The organism is Clostridium sp. (genome assembly GCF_050717535.1).
In the GTDB taxonomy this organism is placed as follows: Bacteria; Bacillota; Clostridia; order Clostridiales; family Clostridiaceae; genus Clostridium_AD.
In genome coordinates this window covers 1-7,606 of record NZ_JBOITM010000060.1, presented here as the reverse complement: position 1 = coordinate 7,606, position 7,606 = coordinate 1, and the positions used below count along the sequence as shown (strand labels likewise).

Annotated in this window: 6 protein-coding genes and 1 pseudogene; 2 read left to right on the top strand and 5 right to left on the bottom strand. The window is 28.8% G+C overall.

The window, feature by feature from the left end; all coding sequences use genetic code 11:
- Positions 1-144: 144 nt before the first annotated feature.
- On the bottom strand, positions 145-549 hold the full coding sequence (locus tag ACREVU_RS08995; protein ID WP_431551259.1) for a site-specific integrase: 405 nt from the start codon (positions 547-549) through the stop codon (positions 145-147).
- A 387-nt stretch (positions 550-936) separates the two neighbouring features.
- Here ACREVU_RS08995 and ACREVU_RS08990 point away from each other — a divergent pair, with 387 nt between their 5' ends.
- Positions 937-1,557, top strand: a complete 621-nt coding sequence (locus tag ACREVU_RS08990) for a GGDEF domain-containing protein (RefSeq protein ID WP_431551258.1) — start codon at positions 937-939, stop codon at positions 1,555-1,557.
- Positions 1,558-1,953: 396 nt separating this feature from the next.
- On the opposite strand, the gene ACREVU_RS08985 is transcribed toward ACREVU_RS08990, so the two are convergent.
- The 3 genes from ACREVU_RS08985 to ACREVU_RS08975 all read right to left on the bottom strand — a co-directional run bounded on the left by ACREVU_RS08985 (position 1,954) and on the right by ACREVU_RS08975 (position 6,489).
- Complete coding sequence (locus ACREVU_RS08985) at positions 1,954-3,378, bottom strand: L,D-transpeptidase family protein (protein WP_431551257.1); 1,425 nt, start codon at positions 3,376-3,378, stop codon at positions 1,954-1,956.
- 325 nt (positions 3,379-3,703) lie between these two features.
- On the bottom strand, positions 3,704-4,645 hold the full coding sequence (locus tag ACREVU_RS08980) for a ferredoxin-like domain-containing protein (RefSeq protein ID WP_431551256.1): 942 nt from the start codon (positions 4,643-4,645) through the stop codon (positions 3,704-3,706).
- 434 nt (positions 4,646-5,079) lie between these two features.
- On the bottom strand, positions 5,080-6,489 hold the full coding sequence (locus ACREVU_RS08975; protein WP_431551255.1) for a L,D-transpeptidase family protein: 1,410 nt from the start codon (positions 6,487-6,489) through the stop codon (positions 5,080-5,082).
- 601 nt (positions 6,490-7,090) lie between these two features.
- Between ACREVU_RS08975 and ACREVU_RS08970 the strand changes: the two genes are divergently transcribed.
- Positions 7,091-7,231, top strand: a complete 141-nt coding sequence (locus ACREVU_RS08970) for a hypothetical protein (RefSeq protein WP_431551254.1) — start codon at positions 7,091-7,093, stop codon at positions 7,229-7,231.
- Positions 7,232-7,411: 180 nt separating this feature from the next.
- On the opposite strand, the pseudogene ACREVU_RS08965 reads toward ACREVU_RS08970, so the two are convergent.
- Positions 7,412-7,480 (bottom strand): annotated as a pseudogene (locus tag ACREVU_RS08965) (Spo0E family sporulation regulatory protein-aspartic acid phosphatase); the annotation flags it as partial.
- Positions 7,481-7,606 lie beyond the last annotated feature (126 nt).

The window sequence follows — 7,606 nt, the reverse complement described above, 5'->3', positions numbered from 1 at the left end:
CGCGATGGACACCCTTGTCTTAAGCTATGCACTTGGCACTATTAACCCGTGCTAGGGACTTTCACCCATTAGATTGCGCCCATGCCGGGCGCACAATACAAAAGTGGATTCCGAGGAATCCACTTTTAGTGTATGCTTTAAATATTACAGTCTTATATATGAATCTGTTAAATAATTATACTGATTTCTATTTGTTTTAGGACAATTAGAAGATACTTCATTACTATTTTGTTGATTAAATTCAATTAAAAACTTGCTAATTTTACGTAAGGCTACCCTTTTATATGCTATAGTATTTTTTTTGTATTTTTTTACATTTTGAAGATACAATTCATATCTTCTAAGATTCTCATTGTTTAATATAAAACATTCATTTTTATTATTTGAAAAATACCAATCAATATATTGTTTTACATCTTTAAGATATACATCAACAGTACATTTTCTTCGGTATTTCTCCTTCAAAGAACATTCAAAGTAATTAATAATCACATACCAATCTGATTTGCTTTGAAAAGTATCTTGCTCAATTATATTTTGCATATTCATAACATTACATCCACTAAACATTTAAAATACTTCACCCCACTCATTATATTTCTTCGATTTTAGCCATAGTTCTTAAATGTCTAGCAACACTACATTTATAATTAACTAACTACAGTTTTCATTCTTTTACATTTATCCTAACATATATGTATATATAATAACATATATATCATAACATATATATACTCATGCATATATATGTTACAATATATATATATTAAATTATTTAATTATACGTTGAGAAGTTAAAAAGCATAAAAATGGCAGCGAAAAACAAACATATTACTTTGTTCCACTCTCCAGAGTAACGTTTACTTCAAGTATACCTTAACAATAAAGACAACAAGTTGTGAGATATTAAAATAACCATTTTAAGGAGAATTAATTATGAAAAAAGTACTAATTTCCATAGAAGAAATAACATTAAGAATCAAAGAGTTGATTAAAGATAATGAAGGACCCTTTAGTATAGTCGCTTGTGACATTGATAATTTAAATAATATTAATACGATTCATGGAAATACTATAGGTGATGAAGTAATTAGTAAAGTTATCTCTATATTTAACAATAATTTGTCTGAAACAGATGTAATAAGTAGAAGTGGTGATGAATTTACTTTATTGCTTGTAAAAAAAGGTGCAGAAAGAAGTTTTATGGATTTAGAAGAAATAAGAAGATATTTATCAGATAATACTTTTGATTTAAAAAATTCTACCAAAACAGAAAATATCAATATTACTCTAAGCTTTGGAGTTGCTAGCTATCCTAGAGATTCGAAAAATGTTATAGATCTTCTTAGAGTTGCAGATAGCGCCCTCTTTAGAGCAAAAAAACTCGGTAAAAATAGAATTTGTCTTTCAGAAGCAGAAAGTATGGTACTTAAATCAAGCTATTTTACTAAAACCCAATTAAATAGACTTTCAGAGCTTTCTAGATCAAATGATAGGACTGAAGCATCTCTTCTAAGAGAAGCTTTGGATGGTTTATTTAAAAAGTATAATGAATAAAAATATTTCTGATTTGTTGCATCTGTTTATCATGAACCTTTGTAGGGCTATTAAGTTCTGCAAGGGTTTCTTTTAACCAACAGCAATTGGAGTAACATTTAATCCAACCCATCGCATAGGGCTATTGGTAAGCATATGTATTATTGCAATAATTTCTTTTGCTTCTACAAAATCAAACATAAAAAACAAAAAATTGAACAGTTAATAATACTAGATTTATGTATCCACTCTGATACACACTATTGTTCAGTATTATTAATTAAACTATACTACAAGATAACACTTCTGATAGTACGAATTCATTTAGCAAGATGAATAAAGCTTTGCATTGAATCTTTGGATTGAATCTTTGGATTGAATCTTTGGATTGAATCTTTGGATTGAATCCACAAAGCTTTATTCTTCATAACAAATAATGGGAGTTCCATCTTCTATATTTTCAAAAATTTTTTTAGCTAAATAGATTGGAGCATTTATGCATCCATGGCTTCCTCTACTCTTATATATCTCTTCTCCAAAAGAATATCTCCAACTTGCATCATGTATTCCTATATTCCCGAAAAAAGGCATCCAATAAGTTACTGGGGCTTCATAACCAGGTCCAGTTAATGTTGCACCCTTTTGTTTATAATTAAGCATATAAGTTCCAATGACGGTAGAAGATCCTCTATTGGGATTACCTGTTACTACAGAACCTTGTGTTATAAGCTTTCCATTTTTATAAAACCATAAATGCTGTTTTGTTATATTAACTTCTACATAAGTATTGCCTATTTCATTTTCCGCCCTATATAAAGCCTTATTACTATATATAGGCTCTTTTTCAATTACATTACCCTGTTTTATATTTTCTATTAATGCTTTTGTTTCAGCCTCACGATTAATTTCCCATCCATAAAGTCCACCGCTAACTTGCACTATTTTCCCAATTGATGTCTTAAAATTTCTTGCTATACCAACAGTATCATATTTTTTACTCAATGCTTTAACATATTTCATAACTGCTATTTCGCTTTTAACATATTTCATAACTGCTATTTCGCTTATGACCGTTTCTAAATTTTTATCAACAGTAAGCCATTCACTTATAATATTTCCATCTAATATTTCCACTTCACTCCCAAATTTATAAATTATCTTTGCTTTCACATACTCATTTAATAAATTTCTAGTAACAATCGCTTTGTCAGAACTTAAAGTGTACCTTGGATTTTCATAACAGTGGTTTTCATTTAAATCTAATTTTCTCTCTCCTTTTAATATGCTCATTTTTATATCTTCATATAATTCATCTTTAATTATTTTATTTCCATATACTTCTTCAATAACCTTATAGAAACCATTTGCATACTTAAAGCTTACATTTTTAGGTTCTATAATATCTGTATTTAAACAGTTTAATCCATTTATTTTATTTCCTAAGTTATCCTTATTGTAGACAAATAAATCCGGAGCATAACATTTTTGATCCTTTAATAATGAAATTATCCATTTAAAGGAGTTTTGCCGTGGATAAACTTTATAAATACTATTTTTTTCATTGTACTCCATTCCTATATCTCGTCCTATTATTTCTTCTATTTCCCCATTTCTTTCTACTAATTGTAACTTATAATCCTCAACATGATTTCTAATTATATCCTCTATATCTTCATGTGCTTTTAATGACACATCTACCTCATTTATTACTGTATTAAAAAAGGAATGCTTAGAAAAATATAAGGAAACAAGTAAATATATTAGTAAAATTAAAGCTATGAAAATAATAACATTTCCTGTATGCTTACTTTTAAAAAGCTTTTTTATATCAACATTCTTCATACCTATTTATACCTTTCGTCTAAAATTTAAACATAATAACTAGTTTATAATATGTTTATATTTTTCATTTTAAAACTAAATATATAAATAGTAAGCATGAAATTTCAAAATTTCAGTAAATTTTTACCTCTATATTTTGTAACCCCTGTAAGTTCCATAGCATATTCCACCTTTTCCAAATCATAGATCGATAGTTTACACGCAAACCCAAGGTAAAGAAATTGTTTCATTTTTATTAGTATCTATAACCTTTTCTTTGTTAGTACAACCTACGAGTCCTAATATAATCATTATACATATTAAAAAAGATAAATTTCTCTTAAATTCATTCTTGTTCTCCTTTAATTTTTATAGGTGAATTTAATATTTCATCTTTCCTTTTTAAAATTTCATCACTTAGTATTTCTGCTTCAACATATTTAAGCCCTAACCTATCAATGACACTTCCAAATCGTTCTCCTTTAAAAGCATTATCTTTAAAAAATAGAATTGTTTTAAAAAGAATACTCATAATCTCTTCTTTTGTGAATATTTTATTAATAAGGGAACCATGACGAATTGATTTTCCCCATCTGCCACCAATATATATTTTATAGCCTTGCATACCTTCTTCCATTGCATCAAAATGACATTTATCAATGCAACATCCACAATTATTACAAATTTCTTTATCAATGATAAGTGTCCCATCAATAAATTTAACCGCTCCCATAGGACATGTACTTTCAACTAAACATTCTTTACACTTTACACATTTGTCAGCATTATACTTAGGTATCAACTGTCCTACAATTCCAAAATCATTTAAATCAGGCTTAACACAATTATTAGGACATCCACCTACTGCTATTTTAAACTTATGAGGAAGAATAACATTATGATATTTTTCAAAAAAATTCTTATGTATTTCTTTTGCCATAGCTTGTGTATCAAAAAGTCCGAATTTACAAACTGTTCCTTTACAAGAAACTACAGGCCTAACGTTTGGTCCTGTACCACCAGTTATCATTCCTTCTTTAGCTATGTACCCTCTTACTGCTTCAATATTCTCAAACTCAATTCCAGGTATTTCCAATGTAAGTCTTACTGTAAATGCAATTTTACCATTTCCATATTTTTCAGAAGCTTCACTAATATTTATAAGTTGCCTTGAACTCAGTACACCATTTTCAGTTATAATTCTAGCTGAAAAATGTACTCCATCATTATTTGCTAAAAAACCCATAGCTTTTACTCTTTTTATTTCTACATCACTAATTTTATTCACAATATTTCCCCCTAACATGATTTCACTTTAGTTTAACACTTGAAAAATGTATTGTAAAATATTACACATATTATATTAACAGGACATTGACTTTCCGTTATTTCAGAGAGGCTTGTTAAATCATCATCTGCGATGCTGCAATATTAACAACTTTGGAAGCAGATTTGGACCGCCACCAAAGTAATCTTTCTAGGCTAGGCAACTGCCACTTATAGAAGATGTCAGACTCGAAGCTTCCAAAATGTTGTTAAAGATGAAGTTTTCACAGATATCTTAAAAATAGTAAAAGTAAATATATATCACAATGTTTGAAAAATTCCATTGAAACCTTAGACAACAGCAACTTAGTATAAACTTCCTAACATATTAAACCCCATATCTAATGATATGGGGTTACTTGTGACAACTTTACAATAATTACAGTTTATCTACTATTAATAACAAACAACTGGAGTACCTGCGTCTATATTATTATATATTGTTTTTGCTACTTCGTATGGTGTATTTACACAACCATGGGATCCGCCTGATTTATATAGTACTCCGCCAAACTTATCTCGCCAGCTTGCATCATGAATTCCTATTCCTCCATTAAACGGTAGCCAATAATTCACAGGAGAGGCATAGCCTTCACCTTTAAGGGTTGCATTTCTTTCTTTATAATTGATTTGATAAATGCCGGTGGGTGTTCTCGTCTTATCAGATCCATCATTACCTGTGACAACATCCCCTTCTGTTATAAGCACTCCATTTTTATAGAACCATTCATGTTGCCTTGAAAGATCTATTTCTACATAAGTATTTCCAATATCATCCTTACCATGATATAAGGCAGTTTGATAATATGCAGGTTCTCTTTCTATAGATTTTCCTTCCTTAATGGCAGAAATTAAATCTTTGACTTCTTTAACTTTATTAATGGCCCAGCCATAAGTACCACCGCTAACATTAATTATCTTTTTTGATGATGAAACAAAACTTCTTGTCTTCGCAACTGTATTATATTCACTAGCGAGTATGTCCATATAAATTTCAACTTCACTTTCATTAAATGTTATTTCACTATTCTCATCAACTGTAAACCATTTGTTTATTTTAGAACCATCTAAAATTTCTTTATCTTCTCCAAAAGTATAGGTAATCTTTGAAGATACATATTTATTAAGCATGTCCCTTGTAGCAAGGACCTTTGGAGATTTTGAGGTATATTGTGGCTTAACATAGTAATTAATTGATTCCAAATCTATTGATGTTTCGCCCGTGTTCACTGCATCTACCACCGACTCATATAAAGTATCTTTATTTCCCTTGTTTCCAATAACTTCATCCACAATCACATAACTATTATCTGTATACTTATAGCTAGCATTTTTAGGTTCAATTGCCTTACTACTATCAAAACAAGAGAGCTTATCCACTTGCTTCTTTAGTAAATTTTTATCGAATGTAACCCCTGCTATCATTTTAGAATCTTTTTTATTAAAAACTGCTGAAATCCATTTATAAGGATTTTGTTTATCTTTAAGCTCCTTAAATTCATCATTCATATCATACTTTAAGCCAATGTCTTCCCCACTAATTTGCTCATTTATACCGCCTCGTTCTTTTATGCTTAACTGATATTTTTGAATTTCAGATGCCATTTGTTCATTTACATCCTCTACAATTTTACCAGAAACACTAATGCTATTTATTGCAGAACCAAAATAAAAATGATTCATGAAATATATTGCCATCCCAAAGTATATAATAAGCAAAGTACTAATAGTAATTATAATACCTAAAACAATTTTCTTATGCTTTTTTATTGGCCTTATTGTTGGCTTTGCTACCTCAGTTTCCATAATTGCACCCCTTCTTATCCATTTTAAAAAAACTAACCACTACCTTTAAATTAATACTTGTAATGAATATGTCCAAGGTATGGCTTGTTCTTTCATTAGTCTATTATACCTCAAAACTGTGCTTAAATAACATATATTAACTTAGAAAATTAAAATTCTCAGTTTTATGTATTTTATTGAAATATGGAAAGCCATATACATATCTTTCTATCATAAACCAAGGGCAAGATACTTATTAAATTAGTATTTTACCCTAATAAAACTGATTAATTGTTTCGTCGAGTTAAATTTTTAACAATTTTGTTATCTTTTTAACACCCTCTAAACGTTGCAAACAAAGGGCTGTAAGAGTATTTTAATATTCTGAATATTCAAGCTTATAAAAAACTACTTGAATTATATCGTTTTTAATATTATAATTTACTTATAGATAGGAACAGTACGTGTCACTTTAATGACATACAGTTTAAGCATACTTTTTATCCAAATTACATTTACTCCTTAGGTTTGGGATAAAGCTAATTTTATTATTTAAGAAAGACTTAAAATAGGTATTTTAAATATTAAAATACCAAATGAAAAATAGAAGGGAGCGGTAAAAATGTTAAAAAGGAAAAATAAGGGTATAAAACAAAGAAAGTCAGTGAAATCAGTAGGTGTTGTTACTATTCAATTGTCTGAGGAAGAAATAAAAGAATTTGATATAATGTATTCTTTATTTGATGTTAATTCTGATATTTAATATGATACTAACAAAAGCATGTTAGAAGATAACCTTATAATTATCTTCTAACATGCTTTTTATCTTAATGGAATTAAGTGCTAGTACTATACTTAACACTTAATTCTTACTTAAGATTCAACAAAAAATAAAAAAATTCCTTAAGACGAATCCCTAGGAATATTTTTAGCTTATTTTTACTTACCCTTCATATAAATAATATTGAAAAATAAGTGTGTCCAACTCCTGACTTAATAAAACAACTTCACTTTGAACTACCCATGACTAAAAGTCACGGGATTCCTGATTCAACGAACATAGCCTTAACTCTTACGAGTTAATGGTCTAACATGTTCTCCTACAAAAGAAATACTTTTGTTCTTCTGCTAATTAGAA